This is a genomic window from Actinopolymorpha cephalotaxi (assembly GCF_013408535.1).
In the GTDB taxonomy this organism is placed as follows: Bacteria; Actinomycetota; Actinomycetes; order Propionibacteriales; family Actinopolymorphaceae; genus Actinopolymorpha; species Actinopolymorpha cephalotaxi.
The window spans coordinates 645,940-659,757 of the sequence record NZ_JACBZA010000001.1; the positions used below are offsets into that span (position 1 = coordinate 645,940).

At 72.9% G+C, this 13,818-nt stretch carries 15 protein-coding genes; 10 read left to right on the forward strand and 5 right to left on the reverse strand.

Annotated features, from left to right (window positions below; translation table 11 throughout):
• Positions 1–22: 22 nt before the first annotated feature.
• On the reverse strand, positions 23–1,033 hold the full coding sequence (locus tag FHR37_RS02910) for a GNAT family N-acetyltransferase (protein WP_202818301.1): 1,011 nt from the start codon (positions 1,031–1,033) through the stop codon (positions 23–25).
• 79 nt (positions 1,034–1,112) lie between these two features.
• Between FHR37_RS02910 and fdxA the strand changes: the two genes are divergently transcribed.
• From fdxA to FHR37_RS02925, 3 genes are all read left to right on the forward strand, one after another.
• Complete coding sequence (gene fdxA / locus FHR37_RS02915; protein WP_092886814.1) at positions 1,113–1,439, forward strand: ferredoxin; 327 nt, start codon at positions 1,113–1,115, stop codon at positions 1,437–1,439.
• Between the two features lie 62 nt (positions 1,440–1,501).
• Complete coding sequence (gene dapC / locus FHR37_RS02920; RefSeq protein WP_092886816.1) at positions 1,502–2,605, forward strand: succinyldiaminopimelate transaminase; 1,104 nt, start codon at positions 1,502–1,504, stop codon at positions 2,603–2,605.
• Positions 2,606–2,857: 252 nt separating this feature from the next.
• Positions 2,858–4,147: a citrate synthase gene (locus tag FHR37_RS02925; protein WP_237769004.1), complete on the forward strand. Its 1,290-nt coding sequence runs from the start codon at positions 2,858–2,860 to the stop codon at positions 4,145–4,147.
• Positions 4,148–4,192: 45 nt separating this feature from the next.
• On the opposite strand, the gene FHR37_RS02930 is transcribed toward FHR37_RS02925, so the two are convergent.
• The gene (locus FHR37_RS02930) at positions 4,193–5,371 is read right to left on the reverse strand and encodes a PrsW family intramembrane metalloprotease (RefSeq protein WP_092886821.1); all 1,179 of its coding nucleotides are present in this window, start codon (positions 5,369–5,371) and stop codon (positions 4,193–4,195) included.
• Between the two features lie 168 nt (positions 5,372–5,539).
• Between FHR37_RS02930 and FHR37_RS02935 the strand changes: the two genes are divergently transcribed.
• Positions 5,540–6,235, forward strand: a complete 696-nt coding sequence (locus FHR37_RS02935) for a DUF308 domain-containing protein (protein ID WP_092886823.1) — start codon at positions 5,540–5,542, stop codon at positions 6,233–6,235.
• Between the two features lie 9 nt (positions 6,236–6,244).
• Here the strand turns inward: FHR37_RS02935 and FHR37_RS32885 are convergent, their stop codons facing one another.
• Positions 6,245–7,162, reverse strand: coding sequence for a hypothetical protein (locus FHR37_RS32885; protein ID WP_092886825.1), 918 nt, complete (start codon positions 7,160–7,162; stop codon positions 6,245–6,247).
• The gene (dapD, locus tag FHR37_RS02945; RefSeq protein WP_092886827.1) at positions 7,162–8,103 is read right to left on the reverse strand and encodes a 2,3,4,5-tetrahydropyridine-2,6-dicarboxylate N-succinyltransferase; all 942 of its coding nucleotides are present in this window, start codon (positions 8,101–8,103) and stop codon (positions 7,162–7,164) included. Before dapD ends, FHR37_RS32885 begins: the two co-directional genes overlap by 1 nt.
• A gap of 148 nt (positions 8,104–8,251) precedes the next feature.
• Between dapD and dapE the strand changes: the two genes are divergently transcribed.
• Complete coding sequence (gene dapE, locus FHR37_RS02950; RefSeq protein WP_092886829.1) at positions 8,252–9,313, forward strand: succinyl-diaminopimelate desuccinylase; 1,062 nt, start codon at positions 8,252–8,254, stop codon at positions 9,311–9,313.
• A 216-nt stretch (positions 9,314–9,529) separates the two neighbouring features.
• The gene (locus FHR37_RS02955; protein ID WP_237769014.1) at positions 9,530–10,375 is read left to right on the forward strand and encodes an LOG family protein; all 846 of its coding nucleotides are present in this window, start codon (positions 9,530–9,532) and stop codon (positions 10,373–10,375) included.
• A gap of 31 nt (positions 10,376–10,406) precedes the next feature.
• Here FHR37_RS02955 and folP read toward each other — a convergent pair whose 3' ends face one another.
• Positions 10,407–11,267, reverse strand: coding sequence for a dihydropteroate synthase (gene folP, locus FHR37_RS02960; RefSeq protein ID WP_092887156.1), 861 nt, complete (start codon positions 11,265–11,267; stop codon positions 10,407–10,409).
• Between the two features lie 190 nt (positions 11,268–11,457).
• On the opposite strand from folP, the gene FHR37_RS02965 reads away from it, so the two are divergent.
• From FHR37_RS02965 to FHR37_RS02980, 4 genes are read left to right on the forward strand one after another with little or no spacing between them, the layout of a single operon-like run.
• Positions 11,458–11,895: a DivIVA domain-containing protein gene (locus FHR37_RS02965; RefSeq protein WP_092886832.1), complete on the forward strand. Its 438-nt coding sequence runs from the start codon at positions 11,458–11,460 to the stop codon at positions 11,893–11,895.
• Positions 11,892–12,536 carry a DNA-3-methyladenine glycosylase I gene (locus FHR37_RS02970; RefSeq protein ID WP_092886834.1) on the forward strand — a complete coding sequence of 215 codons (645 nt, stop codon included), beginning with the start codon at positions 11,892–11,894 and terminating at the stop codon, positions 12,534–12,536. Before FHR37_RS02965 ends, FHR37_RS02970 begins: the two co-directional genes overlap by 4 nt.
• Before the next feature lie 4 nt (positions 12,537–12,540).
• A complete protein-coding gene (locus tag FHR37_RS02975) occupies positions 12,541–12,960 on the forward strand; it encodes a RidA family protein (protein ID WP_092886836.1) in 420 nt (139 codons plus the stop codon).
• Positions 12,961–12,962: 2 nt separating this feature from the next.
• Positions 12,963–13,802: a GNAT family N-acetyltransferase gene (locus tag FHR37_RS02980; RefSeq protein WP_139239116.1), complete on the forward strand. Its 840-nt coding sequence runs from the start codon at positions 12,963–12,965 to the stop codon at positions 13,800–13,802.
• The last annotated feature ends 16 nt before the right edge of the window (positions 13,803–13,818 follow it).

A 13,818-nucleotide genomic window follows, 5' to 3' on the forward strand; every position in this document is an offset into this window, starting at 1 on the left:
GCCGACCGGCCGGTCGCCTCTGTCAGTCCGCCGGGCCGTAGTAGCGGTACTGGTGGTCCAGCCGGAAGCCGAGCCGGTCGTACAACCCCAGCGCGCCGGTGTTGTCGGCGGCCACCTGGAGGTACGCCCAGGTCGCGCCCAGGTCCCGGCCCCAGGTGCCGAGAGCCGCCAGGACGGACCGTGCCAGGCCGCGACGGCGGTACGCCGGGACGACCTCCACCGCGCTGAGCCCGAGCCACCGGCCGGTGACGACGCCGCGGCCGATCCCCACCAGGTCGTCCCCGGCCTCCCCGGCCTCCCCGGCCTCCCCGGCCGCGCTCGCGGTGAGCCGGGCCAGGGCTACGTGGTCGCCACCGCCGAGCACCTTCCGGGCGGCCGGGCCCGAGCGCCCGTACAGCTCCAGCCAGGCCTGGTCCGGTTCGCCGGCCAGGGTGACCTCGACCGCCGGCGGGCCGGTACGGGAGAGCACGTCGGCCACCGGCGCGACCCGTACGTCGGTGGTGTCGAAGCCGCGCTTGCCGCTGGCCCTCGGCCGCCAGCCCCGGGCGAGCAGCTCGTCCTCCAGCGGTGTGCCCACCAGCACCTGGATGCGGGGCGGGAGACCGGCGGCGGCGTAGAACGCGGCCACCCGGCGAAGCGCCTCGTCCAGACCGCAGCCCGGGTCGCCCGCGGGCACGACGGAGTTGGCCCGGCCGGTGAAGCCGTCCGCCGCCTGCAGCAGCCAGCCGCCGAGCCGCTCGGTCACGGTCGCGGGCCAGCCCCGCGCGGCGACCAGCGCCAGGTCCGCCCCGCTCTCGGGCGGGTCGCCGCGCCGCGGCCGGCGCGCGGGCGCGTCCGGAACCGGCTTGCCCGCCACCACGTCGTCCTCGGCCACCTCGACGAGGTGGCCGTCCCGGTGCCGCACGGCCAGCCGTCCGCCGGCCCAGGACTCGAGGACGCCCAGGACGTCGCCGTACACCGTGCGGCCGTGTTCGACGCCGAGCCGGCGGCGGACGACGACCCGGTGGCCGACGTCGTCAGGGGACAGTGGCACCGTAAATGGACCCTTCGTTGTCACTGGTTGTACCGACCTGGCGATACTAGGAGGGTCAGTTCGACAGAGGAGGAACCCGGTGACCTACGTCATCGCACAGCCGTGTGTGGACCTGAAGGACAGGGCGTGTGTGGACGAATGCCCCGTCGACTGCATCTACGAGGGCAAGCGCATGCTCTACATCCACCCGGACGAGTGTGTCGACTGCGGTGCGTGTGAGCCGGTCTGCCCGGTCGAGGCGATCTTCTACGAAGACGACGTGCCCGACCAGTGGAAGGACTACTACGCCGCCAACGTCGACTTCTTCGACGATCTCGGCTCGCCCGGCGGCGCCGCCAAGACCGGGGTGATCGAGAAGGATCACCCGCTCGTCGCGGCGCTGCCGCCGCAGAGCACCGAGGAGTGACATCCGCGGGGGCTCCACCGGGCGCCGGTGGGGCCCCCGACGAGGCGAGCGAGAGGGGCACCGTGCGAAGTCCGCTCCCGGACTTTCCCTGGGATCGACTGATTCCCGACAAAGAACGCGCCGCCGCACACCAGGACGGCATCGTCGACCTTTCCGTCGGCACCCCGGTCGATCCCACCCCGGAGGTCGTCCGCGCCGCCCTGTGCGACGCCGCCGACGCTCCGGGCTATCCGCAGACCTACGGCACACCCAGGCTCCGGGAGGCCGTGGTCGGCTACCTGGAACGCCGCTTCGGCCTGTCCGGCCTCGACCCGGACGCCGTGCTCCCCACGGTGGGCTCGAAGGAGTTCGTGGCCTGGCTGCCCACGATGCTCGGCCTGGGCCCCGGAGACGTGGTGGTGGTCCCGGAGACGGCCTACCCGACGTACGCCGTGGGTGCCCAGATCGCCGGTTGCACCGTCGTTCCGGCCGACTCGACGTTCGCGTTGGGGCCGGAGCAGGTCAAACTCGTGTGGCTCAACTCACCTTCCAACCCCACCGGGCGCATCCTGCCCGCCACCCACCTGGCCAAGGTGGTCGCCTGGGCGCGGGAGCGGAACGTGCTGGTCGTCTCCGACGAGTGCTACGCGGAGTTCGGCTGGGACGAGCAGCCGGTGTCGGTCCTCGACCCGGAGGTGTGCGGCGGCAGCCACGCCAACCTGCTGGCCGTCCACTCGCTGTCCAAGCGGTCCAACCTCGCCGGCTACCGCGCGGGCTTCGTCACCGGCGATTCGGCTTGTGTGCAAGAGCTTCTGGCCGTTCGCAAGCATGCCGGGATGATGGTGCCGGCCCCGGTCCAGGCGGCGATGATCGCGGCCCTGTCCGACGACTCCCACGTCGACGAGCAGCGGGCGAGGTACGCCGCCAGGCGCGAGGTCCTGCGGGAGGCGTTCACCGCCGCGGGGTTCGAGGTCGACCACTCCGAGGGGTCGTTGTACCTCTGGGCCACGCGTGGGGAGTCCTGCATGGACACCGTACGGTGGTGTGCGGAACTGGGCATTCTGGTCACCCCCGGTGATTTCTACGGAACGGCGGGTGTCCGGCATGTCCGGGTAGCGTTCACCGCGACTGACGAGAGGGTCACCGCCGCGGCGAGCCGTCTGCGGGGCACGCGCGATCGCGGGTGATCCGAGGTACACCGATCTCCCCGGCACCCCGGGGAGTGACATGACATCAAAAGCGGAGGATGCCGACCACGTGAGCCGCGCCGACCGGCGACGGCTCGCGAGTCGTGGAGATGTGGGACGGGCGTCGTTCGTTGGGACGACAGTTGAGACGGGCGCCTTGCGGCAACCCGTCGGGACGGCATGGCCCGACTCCCTCCACGGCCGGTGTCGTCCCGAGCCGGGCCGAAACAGGGCAGGACGGAGGACACGAGCGTGACCGACAAACAATTCACGCTGAAGCACGCGAACGGTGAGATCGAACTCCCGGTCGTGGCCGCGAGCGAAGGTGCTTCGGGCGTGGACATCTCGGCGCTGCTGAAGCAGACCGGGCATGTCACTCTCGACCCGGGTTATGTGAACACCGGCGCCTGCACCTCGGCCATCACCTACATCGACGGCGACGCCGGGATTCTGCGGTACCGCGGCTATTCCATCGCCGAGCTCGCCGAGAAGAGCAACTTCCTGGAGGTGTCGTACCTCCTCATCTACGGCGAACTCCCCACGCAGGCGCAGTACGACGAGTTCGCCCAGCAGGTCCGCCGGCACACCCTGCTGGACGAGGACCTCAAGCGGTTCTTCGACGGCTTCCCCCGCGACGCGCACCCGATGCCGGTCCTGTCCTCGGCCGTGAGCGCGCTGTCGACCTTCTACCAGGACAACCTCGACCCGGCGGACGCCGAGTCGGTGGAGATCTCCACGGTCCGCCTGCTGGCCAAGCTGCCGACGATCGCGGCGTACGCCTACAAGAAGACCGTCGGGCAGCCCAACCTGTACCCCGACAACTCCCTCGGCTACATCGAGAACTTCCTCCGGATGACCTTCGGGCTGCCGGCCGAGCCGTACGAGGTCGACCCCGCCGTGGCGGAGGCCCTCGACCTGCTGTTCATCCTGCACGCCGACCACGAGCAGAACTGCTCCACCTCGACCGTGCGGCTGGTGGGTTCCAGCCAGGCCAACCTGTTCGCCTCGGTCTCCTCCGGCATCCACGCGCTGTCCGGCCCGCGGCACGGCGGCGCCAACTCCGCCGTCCTGTCGATGCTGGAGCAGATCGTCGCCGAGGGCGGCGACGTCGCCAACTTCGTGGAGCGGGTGAAGAGCCGGGAGAAGGGCGTCCGGCTGATGGGCTTCGGGCACCGGGTCTACAAGAACTACGACCCGCGCGCGGCGATCGTGAAGAAGACCGCCGACGACGTGCTCGACCGGCTCGGGAAGTCCGACCAGCTGCTGGACATCGCCAAGCAGCTGGAGGAGGTCGCGCTCAACGACGACTACTTCGTCGAGCGCAAGCTCTACCCGAACGTCGACTTCTACACCGGCCTGATCTACCGCGCCATGGGCTTCCCCACCCAGATGTTCACGGTGCTGTTCGCCCTCGGCCGGCTGCCCGGCTGGATCGCGCAGTGGCGGGAGATGGTCGTCGACCCGGCGAACAAGATCGGCCGGCCGCGGCAGGTCTACACCGGTGAGCGGGAGCGGTCCTTCCTCGGGATGGAGCAGCGGTAGACGAGTCGGACCACCCAGTGGTCACGACCAGCGACTGAGCCACGGTCAGGCGTCGGTCCGGTCCGGAGTCCGTTCCTCGGGCGACGGCGGGACCGGCGCCTGCGTGGTCGTGGGGGTGCTCGGACCGCCCGCACGGAGGGCCTGGTCCGGGGTCACGGTCACCGGCGCGGGTCCGGCGGGGCGGCGGCGCAGGATGCCCAGCCAGAGCACGCCGAGCGCCACGAGCAGGACGAACCCGACCGCGCAGGTCACGGCGTACAGCTGGATCTGAATCGCCGTCGGCCGGGGGATGACGCCCAGCGACAGCAACCGCGGCTCCCAGGCCGTCCCGGTGATGAGCAGGGTGAAGACGATCGCCACGCTCCGCAGGGAGTCCCACAGCGCGTGCAGCAGGCCCACGCCGAGCAGCGTGAAGAGGATGCCGGTGGTCGGCCGCAGCCGACCACCGCGGGTGGCGGCGAAGATCGTCCCACCCAGCAGGGCGGTCCACAGCGCCTGGCCGACGGGACCGATCGGGCCGCGGAGCAGTTCGGTCTCCACCACGGTCCGCAGGGAGAGCCCGCTCACGTTCAGCAGCGCCTGCAGGCCGTAGCCGGCCGTCTCGCAGGCGCCGAAGCCGAACCCCACGACGGCGCCGAGCACCAGGCCCGACCTCATCGTTCGCGTGGGCAGTGCACGGGCGAGGTACAGCAGCACCAGGGCCTTGACGATCTCCTCGCCGAGCGCCACCCCGACGTACGCGAAGGTGCTCGGCGCCCGGAAGTACCCGGCCAGCAGCGACGCGCAGAGCAGGCCGAGCACCCCGCTGACGAGGTACGCCCGGACCAGCAGCGAGAGGTCGAGATCCGGCACGGGCCGGCGTTCGTGCACCCATCGGGCGTAGGCGAGCGGCCCGAGGAACGCGCCCAGCAGAACCACGACGGGCAGCATCGGCGTGTCCCCGCCGGACAGGGTGACCAGGGCGGCGACCAGCCACAGGGCCAGCCCGGCCAGCAGGAACCGACCCCAGGCGTACGACATCAGCCCGCGGCGCTGGCCCGGGGGCCGGCCGGGCAGTGCGGGCATCGCTGTGGGCGCTGTGGGTGCGGTGGGCGCGGTCGCGCTGGGCGCTGTGGGCGCGGTCGCGGTGGGCGCGGTGGTGTCGGTGGTGCCGGCGGGCTCGTCGGTACCGGATGGCTCGTCCGGCCCGGCCTGGCGCGGGGCCTGCCCGGTGACGTCGCTCATGGTGAGGTCTTCTCCACCGTGCCCGTCGTCTATGCCTCCCGCGGCGCCGGCGCGGGCGCAGTCCACGCCCCCCCGCGCGAGTCCGGCCGAAGTGCCGGGAGTGCGGACTTCGGGCCAGCTGGGTACGACGCTGTCAGGGCTGTCAGGTTCATCCGGAGGAGGCGACCGATGTCCGGCAACCCGGGCAATCCCGGCACCGACGTCGTGGAGGAGGGTCCGCGGCCCCGGCGGGCCGGACGGGCCGATTCCGGCTCCGGCTCCGGCTCGGATTCCGGCTCCGCGACCCGGGCGCAGCCGCTCCGGAGGGCGCCCCGCCCCGGCGTGGAGACCTGGGCGCACCTGGCCGCGCTCGGCGGGTGGACGCTGGTGTTCGGTCTGCTGGTGCTGGCCTGGCCGCGGCTCCCGGTGGTGGAGTTCCAGACGCTCGTCGGCGGCTGGTTCTTCGCCGTGGGCACCACCCGGCTGGCCACGACCATGCTGGTGGCCGGGCGGGCCCGCCTGTCGGGTGAGTCGGTGTACTCCGCCCTGCTCGGCGTACTCCTCGTCGCGTCCTCGGCCCTGTGCCTGCGCGGCCTGGTGACCACCGTGGTCCTGCTCGTGGTCCTGGTCGCGCTGCACTGGCTGCTGAGCGGGTTCGGCGAGCTGATGGCGGCGCTGGCCGGGCGGCCCGGCGGGCGCGGCTGGCAGTTCGTCGCCGGGCTGGTCGCGGTGGGCGTGGGGGTGGCGTTCCTGCTGCTGCCCGACCTGTCGCTGTCGACCGTGGTGCCGATGACCGCGGTGAGCTCGCTCGGGGCGGCCGGGGTGCAGATCGTGGCGGCGTTCGCGATGCGGCCGGTCCCGGCTCCGGTGTCTGCCCCGATGTAGGCCCCGGTGTCAGCGCGGTGACCCCACGACGATGCGGACCCGGGTGGGTGCGGCCGCCCGGTCGGTGCGCCACCCGTCCTTGGACCGGTCCGTCGTCCACGTGCGGCCGGCGTAGGAGACCGACGCGATCCCGAACTGCTTGGCGTACGCGACCGACCACTGTGCGACCGACCAGCCGAACCTGCCCTCGCCGGTGCGTACGGGTACGTCGAGGACCAGCGCGGCGGTGTTGCCGGCCGACAGGCCGTCGTTGCCGCCCTGGCCGACGGTCGCGCCGGTGACCCGCCCCCGCTCGCTGCCGTAGGCCTTGGCGAGCTCCGCGGACAGGTCGGCGGTGGTGGTCGGGCCGGGTCGCTGGGCCGGTGTGAACTCACACGAGAAGGCCGCCGGTGTCTGCCCGGTCAGGGCCGAGGCCAGCGCGCGGGCGTTGCCCTCGTGCTGGGCGTACGCGCCGCCGTCGGCCGACAGCTGGACGCGTTGCGCCGCCGCCGCGATGTCCATGGCGGTGTAGCCGGGCACCCTGGCCAGCGCGGTGTAGAACCGGCCGGTGGCGTAGTAGGGGTCCTGGATCTGTTCGACCGTGCCCCAGCCCTGGCTCGGCCGCTGCTGGAACAGGCCCACCGAGTCCAGGTGGCCGTAGTCGATGTTGCGCAGGCCGGACTCCTGGTAGGCGGTGGCCAGCGCGATGCTCGCCGCCCGCGGCGGCAGGCCACGGCGTACCGACACCGCGGAGATCAGCGCGGCGTTCTGGGACTCCTCCAGCGGGAGCTCGGTCCGGATGCCGTTGGCGGTGACGTGGCAGGCCTCCACCAACGGCTGCCGGAAGAGGAACTCCGAGGCCAGCATCGCGCCGGCGACGACCAGCCCACAGGCGATCGCCAGGATGGCGGCGATCCTGGCGACCCGCTTCCCCCCGGACGCGGTCATCAGCCGTTGGAGTGCAACGCGGCGTTGAGCTCGACCCCTCCGGTCCTGCGAGGGAGGGCCTCGAGCGCTCCGGAGAGGCTGTTGCGCCAGAAGAGCAGGCCCGGAGTGCCGGACAGCTCCCGCGCCTTGACGATCTCGCCGTCGGGCATCTTCACCTTGGAGTTGGTGGTGACGTAGCAGCCGGCCTCGACCACGCAGTCGTCACCGAGGGAGATGGCGACGCCGGCGTTCGCGCCCAGCAGGCACCGCTTGCCGATGGAGACGACCTCGGTGCCGCCACCGGACAGCGTGCCCATGACGGACGCGCCGCCGCCGATGTCGGAGCCGTCCTCCACCACCACGCCCGCGGAGATGCGGCCCTCGACCATGGAGGCGCCGAGGGTGCCGGCGTTGTAGTTGACGAAGCCCTCGTGCATCACCGTGGTGCCCTCGGCCAGGTGGGCGCCCAGGCGCACCCGGTCGGCGTCGGCGATGCGTACTCCCGCCGGCAGCACGTAGTCGACCATCCGGGGGAACTTGTCCACGCCGTACACCGTGACCGCGCGCCCGCCGGCCCGCAGCCGCAGCCGGGTCTGCTCGAAGTCGTCCACCGCGCAGGGGCCGGCGCTGGTCCACACCACGTTGGCCAGTACGCCGAAGATGCCGTCCAGGTTGGCCTCGCGCGGGCGGACCAGCCGGTGGGACAGCAGGTGCAGCCGGAGGTAGGCGTCGGCCGCGTCGGCGGGAGGTGAGTCGAGGTCGGCGAGCACGGTGTGGACGACGGTCGTGCGGACGCGCCGCGCGTCGTCCTCGCCCTCCAGCGCCACGAGCTCGGACGGTGGCCGCTCGTCGCCCGACCCGGGCGCGCCCAGGGCGGGCGCGGGATACCAGGTGTCGAGGACCTTGCCGTCGTGGGTCGTCGTCGCTAGTCCGAAGCCCCAGGCACCAGGTGTGTCAGTCATGTGGTCAGCCTGCCAGAGCCGGGCAAGCGGACGAGCCCGGGTCCGACAAGTGCCGGACGGCTGGATTCGGGCACTTTCGTCGTACGACGGCACCAGTTGCACGCCACCTCGCCGGACGGCGGGCGCCACTCCTGGCAGACTGCGGGCCATGCCGAGTCTGGATCTCCACACCGACGTCGTGAGCCTCACCCGCGCCCTGGTCGACGTCGAGTCCGTGAGCGGGAACGAACGCGCACTGGCCGACGCGGTGGAGGCGGCGCTGTCCGGTCTGTCCCACCTGGAGACGCGGCGGTTCGGCAACACCGTGGTAGCCCGGACGGAGCTGTCCCGGCCCGAGCGCGTCGTCGTCGCCGGCCACCTGGACACCGTTCCGGAGGCGGGCAACCTCCCGTCCCGGCTGGTCGAGGACCGTGTGTACGGCCTCGGCGCCTGCGACATGAAGGGCGGCGTCGCGGTGGCGCTGCGACTGGCCGCCACGCTCACCGAGCCGGTTCGTGACGTGACGTACGTCTTCTACGACTGCGAGGAGATCGAGGCGGAGAAGAACGGCCTCGGCCGGCTGGCGCACACCTCGCCGGAGGTGCTGGCCGCCGACTTCGCCGTCCTGATGGAGCCCTCCAGCGCCCAGGTGGAGGGTGGCTGCCAGGGCACGCTGCGGGCCGAGATCCTGCTGCGGGGCACCCGGTCGCACAGTGCCCGGGCGTGGATGGGCGCCAACGCCATCCACGCGGCCGCGCCGGTGCTGACCCGGCTGGCCGAGTACAAACCGCGCCAGGTCCCGGTCGACGGCCTCGTCTACCGCGAGGGGCTGAACGCCGTGGGGATCGCCGGTGGCGTCGCCGGCAACGTGATCCCGGACGAGTGCCGGGTCACCGTCAACTACCGCTTCGCGCCGGACCGTTCCGAGGCGGAGGCGTTCGCCCACGTGCAGGAGACGTTCGCGGGGTACGTCGTCGAGCTGCGCGACTCCGCCCCGGCGGCGGCGCCCGGGCTGGACCGCCCGGCGGCCGCCGCCTTCATCGAGGCGCTGGGGGTCCAGCCGCACCCGAAGTTCGGCTGGACCGACGTGGCGAGGTTCGCCGAGCTGGGCGTGCCCGCCGTCAACTACGGGCCGGGGGAGTCCGCGCTCGCGCACACCCGCGACGAGTACGTCCGGGTCGCCGAACTCCACTCGTGCGAGGACCGCATGGGAGCCTGGCTTCGGGGCTGATTACCCGATGGTTCACCCGGCTGTCGGCAGCGCCGGTTACCCTTCGGTCCCATGTGGCCAGATCAGGACGACCCGTCCACCTCCGCGGCATCGGTCCGTACACCTGACGCATCGGTCCGTACGCCGGACACGACGGCGCCGGCCCAGCCCGCACCGGCCCCGGAGAGACGGCCCCCGGAGAAGCAGCGTGGCCGGGTCGTCACGCGGCGTACCCAGGTGGAGTCCAGCACCACCGACCAGCGGCTGCTGGACACCCGCGGCCCCTCCGACTGGGTGCACACCGACCCCTGGCGGGTGCTGCGGATCCAGTCGGAGTTCGTCGAGGGCTTCGGCATGCTGGCCGAGCTCGGGTCGGCGATCAGCGTCTTCGGCAGCGCCCGCACCCGACCCGAGGACCCGATGTACGCGATGGCCGAGCGGGTGGGCCGCGGCCTCGCCGACGCCGGCTACGCCGTCATCACCGGCGGTGGGCCGGGAGTGATGGAGGCCGCCAACAAGGGCGCCAGCCAGGCCGGCGGGGTCTCGGTCGGCCTGGGCATCGAGCTGCCGTTCGAGCAGGGCATGAACCCCTGGGTCGACGTCGGCATCAACTTCCGCTACTTCTTCGTCCGCAAGACGATGTTCGTGAAGTACGCCCAGGGTTTCGTGGTGCTGCCCGGCGGGTTCGGCACCTTCGACGAGCTGTTCGAGGCGCTCACGCTCATCCAGACGCGCAAGGTCACGTCGTTCCCGCTGGTGCTGATCGGCACGTCCTACTGGTCGGGCCTGCTGAGCTGGCTGCGCGACACCGTGCTCGCCGACGGCAAGATCAAGCCGGCCGACCTGGAGATGCTGCACCTCACCGACGACGCCGACGAGGCCGTCGAGTTCGTCCTCCAGGCCTCGCGCAGGCCGGCCGCGGACACCGGGAACGGCAGCGCCGAGGGAGACGCCGTCGCCGTCGGCAACGGCGGTACGGGCAGCACGGACGGCAACGGCAGCGCCGGTGGAAACGGTGGGACAGCCGGGAACGGCGGGCCTGCCGGGAACGGCGGGAACGGCGCGCAGGTCCCGCCCGACTGACCCGTGCGAGGGTCGCCCGGCGCCCGGGTCGTCAGGCCAGCCCGCGGCGTGGACGCGCGGGCGGGCGGGCGCCGCGGATCGAGGCCACCATGTCCAGCACCTGCCGGGTCTCGCGTACGTCATGGGCACGGAAGACTCGCGCGCCCTGCCACGCCGAGACGGCGGTGGCGGCCAGCGTTCCGGGCAGCCGCTCGCCGACGGGCAGGTCCAGCGTCTCCCCGACGAAGTCCTTGCGGGACAGCGCGACCAGGACGGGCCAGCCGGTGGCCACGAGCTCGTCCAGCCGGCGGGTGACCTCGAGGGAGTGCCAGGTGTTCTTGCCGAAGTCGTGGGTCGGGTCGACCAGGATCCCGTCCCGGCGCACCCCCGCCGCGACCGCCCGCTCGGCGAGCTCGGTCACCCTGGCCACCACGTCGGCGACCACGTCGGCGTAGGCCACCCGGTGCGGGTCCGTACGCGGGGGCAGGCCGCCGGTGTGCGAGCAGACCAGCCCGGTGCCGAACTCCGCGGCCACCTCCGGCAGGCCCGGATCGGCGCCGGACCAGGTGTCGTTGATCAGGTCCGCCCCGGCGGCGCACAGCTCCCGGGCGACCGGTGCGCGCCAGGTGTCCACGCTGATCACCAGGTCGGGGTGGCGTGCCCGGACCTCGGCGACGAAGGGCGCGGTCCGGGCGAGTTCCTCGGCCACCCCGACCTCCGCGCCGTGCCCGGCCTTGACCCCGCCGATGTCGACGATGTCGGCGCCGTAGGCGACCACGGCCGCCACCCGGTCCAGGGCCGCGTCCTCGGCGAACGTCGCACCCGCGTCGAAGAACGAGTCCGGCGTACGGTTCACGATCGCCATCACGGCGTACTCCCCGGCGCCGAACTCCCGCCCGCCCAGCCGCAACATCCGCACCTCCGTGACCGGCGTGGCCACCGGTCTGCCCAGCGTTGCCCGGGTCCGGGCGTCCGCGTGCTCCCAGCCTGGCAGGCCCCGGCAGGGCGCCGGCAGGCGAGGGCGCGCGGGCGGGGCGGCCGCGGCGGCGCGGCGGCGTCCCCTACCCGCCTGCCCGGGGGTGGCGCATGGCACGATCGGGCGCATGACCTGGTTGTGGGTCGTCCTCGTGCTGGTCGTGCTCGGATCAACCGCCGCGGTGGCGGTCGGGCGCGGCGGTGCGATGGCGCGCGCCTATCCCGACCGACGGGAGGTCCGGCTGCCTGCCGACCGTCCGGTCCGCGCGAGCGACCTCGACGACGTGCGGTTCTCCGTCGTGCTGCGCGGCTACCGCATGGACGAGGTGGACGACGTGATCTCGCGGATCGGCCGCGACCTGTCCGAGCGGGAGGAGCGGGTGGCCGACCGCGAGCGGGAGGTCGCCGAGAGCGAGCGCTGGCGGCACGACCGGCTGGACGACCGGCTGGACGACCGGCTGGACGACCGGCTGGACGACCGGCTGGACGACCGGCTGGACCCGGACGAGCGGCCCGCTCCGCCCGCTCCGGCGGACGAACCCGCCGGCGACCAGGGCGAGCGATGACGGCCGTGACCGCGGTGACCGGTCCGGACGGGCTGTTGCGGTGTTCCTGGGCGACCTCGGCGCCCGACTACATCGCCTACCACGACCTGGAGTGGGGCCGGCCGATCCGCGACGACCGCGGCTTGTTCGAACGCATGACGCTGGAGGCGTTCCAGTCCGGGCTGTCCTGGCTGACGATCCTGCGCAAGCGGCCGGCGTTCCGGACGGCGTTCGCCGGCTTCGACATCGCCGCCGTGGCCGGGTTCGGCGACGCCGACGTGCACCGCCTGCTGGCCGACGCCGGCATCGTCCGCAACACCGCCAAGATCAACGCCGCGATCCGCAACGCCCGGGCGGCCCACGACCTGCCCGGTGGGCTGGCGGCGCTGCTCTGGTCGTTCGCCCCCGACCCGGCGACCCGGCCCGCGCCCTGCACGTCCGCCGACGTGCCCGCGACCACGGCCGAGTCCAAGGCCATGGCCAAGGCGCTCAAACGCAACGGGTTCACGTTCGTCGGACCGACCACCTGCTACGCCCTGATGCAGGCGACCGGCATGGTCGACGACCATCTGCTGGAGTGCGTGGCCCGTGGGCCGGCCGCCGGTGACGTGCCCGCCGAAGACTTGTCCGCCGGGGCGAGCAGCGTGAAGCCGAGGGAGTGATCAGGTGGCCCGTCGAAGAGTTGCGTCCGGGAACGAACTCGAGCGCGAGTACGGCTACAGCCGGGCGGTGTCGATCGGCAACCGCGTGCTGGTCGCCGGCACCGCACCGGTTTGGGAGGACGGCGAGGTCGACCCCGATCCCGGGGTGCAGGCGTTCCGCTGCATCGAGATCATCCTGACCGCGCTCGCCCAGGTCGGCGCGGGACCCGAGCACGTCGTCCGCACCCGGATGTACGTCACCGACGCGGCCCACGCCGACGCGGTGGGCCGGGTGCACGGCAAGGTGTTCGGCGAGATCCGCCCGGTCACCTCGATGGTGGTCGTCGCCGGCCTGCTCGACCCGCGCTGGAAGGTCGAGATCGAGGCCGAGGCGATGATGCTGAACGAACGCACCAAGTGGGGCCGCGTCATCGGCGGCCGCTGAGCATGGCGCGCGCTCACCGGCCCGAGCCCGACGAGGAGCTCTCCCGGGCGGTCGAGGTGTTCGCGCGAGGCTATGCGTTCACGCGCAGCGTGACCCACCCCTACCTGCCCGAGCGCCTCCCCGAACGCGAACGCCAGGGCGGGACGGGCAGGCCGGGCGCGGTGTGGGTGCTCCGCGACGCGCCGAGGCGCGACCCTCGCAGGTACCGCCGCGAGGAGTGGGTGGGGCACGGTCCCGGCGCGGCCGACCTCGACGCCCCGGCTCGTGCCCACGCCCGTACCCACTTCGTCCTGTCGGTGATCCGCGCGCTCGACGAGCCGGCCGGGCCGTTGCGCGAGGCGTACAAGTCCCGTGGCTTCCGGTTCGGCGGCGGCGAGCCACTGATGGTCCACCGGCTCGGCCGGGTGCCCACCTCGCCGGCCGCGCGCACCGCCGACGGGAGGGCCGTGCGGACCACCCGGGTGACGACGTCCGAGCTCGCCGAACGCCTGGGCGCCGCGACCCGCCGGCGGCCGCTCGGGCCGGAGCTTCTCGCCGAGGAAAGCCCGCGGCGCCAGTACGCCGCGCTCGCCGCGGGGGAGGTCGTCGGCTGGGTCAGCAGTGTCGTCGTACGCCTCACCGACGACTCGGTTGCCACCTGGTGCGCCGACCTGTACGTCCCGGCCGAGCACCGGCGGCGCGGCATCGCCCGCGCCCTGGTGGCGCGGGTGCTGCGCGACGACCGGAAGTACGCCTCCACCGCGTCGGTCCTCACCGCCAGCCGAGCCGGCACCGAGCTCTACCGGAACGCCGGCTACGAGCAGATCGGTGAGCTGCTGCTGTTCCAGCCCCCGAAACCGTGAGGGAGGTACGACGAAC

Excerpts from the sequence above, each read along its gene's own strand:
- FHR37_RS02930 (WP_092886821.1), bottom strand. The coding sequence starts at position 5,371 with ATGAGCGACGTCACCGGGCAGGCCCCGCGCCAGGCCGGGCCGGACGAG.
- FHR37_RS02935 (WP_092886823.1), top strand. The coding sequence starts at position 5,540 with ATGTCCGGCAACCCGGGCAATCCCGGCACCGACGTCGTGGAGGAGGGT.
- FHR37_RS32885 (WP_092886825.1), bottom strand. The coding sequence starts at position 7,162 with ATGACCGCGTCCGGGGGGAAGCGGGTCGCCAGGATCGCCGCCATCCTG.
- dapD (WP_092886827.1), bottom strand. The coding sequence starts at position 8,103 with ATGACTGACACACCTGGTGCCTGGGGCTTCGGACTAGCGACGACGACC.
- dapE (WP_092886829.1), top strand. The coding sequence starts at position 8,252 with ATGCCGAGTCTGGATCTCCACACCGACGTCGTGAGCCTCACCCGCGCC.
- folP (WP_092887156.1), bottom strand. The coding sequence starts at position 11,267 with ATGTTGCGGCTGGGCGGGCGGGAGTTCGGCGCCGGGGAGTACGCCGTG.
- FHR37_RS02965 (WP_092886832.1), top strand. The coding sequence starts at position 11,458 with ATGACCTGGTTGTGGGTCGTCCTCGTGCTGGTCGTGCTCGGATCAACC.
- FHR37_RS02970 (WP_092886834.1), top strand. The coding sequence starts at position 11,892 with ATGACGGCCGTGACCGCGGTGACCGGTCCGGACGGGCTGTTGCGGTGT.
- FHR37_RS02980 (WP_139239116.1), top strand. The coding sequence starts at position 12,963 with ATGGCGCGCGCTCACCGGCCCGAGCCCGACGAGGAGCTCTCCCGGGCG.